At 72.9% G+C, this 915-nt stretch carries 1 protein-coding gene and 1 pseudogene; both read right to left on the reverse strand.

Annotation, left to right across the window (positions count from 1 at the left end):
• Positions 1–438 (reverse strand): annotated as a pseudogene (locus AS93_RS19490) (conjugative coupling factor TraD, PFGI-1 class); the annotation flags it as partial.
• A 9-nt stretch (positions 439–447) separates the two neighbouring features.
• Positions 448–915: integrating conjugative element protein (locus AS93_RS0114815; protein WP_027591335.1), on the reverse strand; the 468-nt coding region annotated here is incomplete at its 5' end.

Here is a 915-nt window from a genome sequence, read left to right on the forward strand (position 1 = left end):
CAGCCGGGCCAGCGGCGGCGGCGCGAATTCCAGCCGCGCCTCCAGTCGCCGCGCCAGGCGCTGCAGCGCGGGCGGCTCGACGTAACGGCGAAACTCGGGGCGGTAGGTCTGCGCCAGTCGGTGGGTGTGTCGCTGCTCCCAGCGAAAGCCGCGGCCGATGAACAACCGCTGCGCACTCACCGGAACATCGCGGCTGCGCATCCAGTAGCGCGGCAGACGACGGATGTTGCGCCGGTAGCGCAGGATCACCCAGGCCTGGCGCAGGCGCACTGCGCCGAAGGTGAGAAAGCCCAGCGCGCTGCCCAGGCCGAGGAGCGGATCGAGGGCCAGTGCCCAGGGCGCGGTCACGCAAAGCAGCGCGGCGGCGGCGCAGACCGCCACGCTGTACAGCTCCACGGCCGGCCGCATCAGCACTTCGATGGCATGGGCGCTCGACATGCCCGCGTCTCACTGCTCGATCGCGGTGGCGGTGATCAGCACCGGGTAGTGCCGCACGCTCAGGCGCTGTGCCAGCTCGTCACCGGACACCGGCGCCAGGGTCAGCCCGGGAGCCAAGGCGCGCAGCGCCGCCAGCGCCTGCGGCGTTTCCACCTGCACCACCAGGCCGATGGCATCCAGGTCGCGCAACTGGTTCAGGCGCTGGCGCAGCCAGTCACGCGAGCGGACGTCGTCGCCGATCAGGAACACCGGCAGCAATCCGGGTGCCCGCAGCACCCGGGGCGCCACCAGGCCGGGCGTCAGGTGCGTCGAGCGCACCGGCAGCAGATCGGCCTCGGTGAAGGGGCGTTTCCGCTCAGGCTGTGCGCGCGGCAGCACCGCGGCGTCGCGAGGCGTCAGGCCCAGCGCCTGGTAATAGGGCTGCGCCGGCGCCCCGCCCAGATCCTCGACAACGATCAGCGGCGGCGGCGCGGCGGG

The organism is Pseudomonas sp. RL (assembly GCF_000647775.1).
Lineage (GTDB): Bacteria > Pseudomonadota > Gammaproteobacteria > Pseudomonadales > Pseudomonadaceae > Serpens > Serpens flexibilis.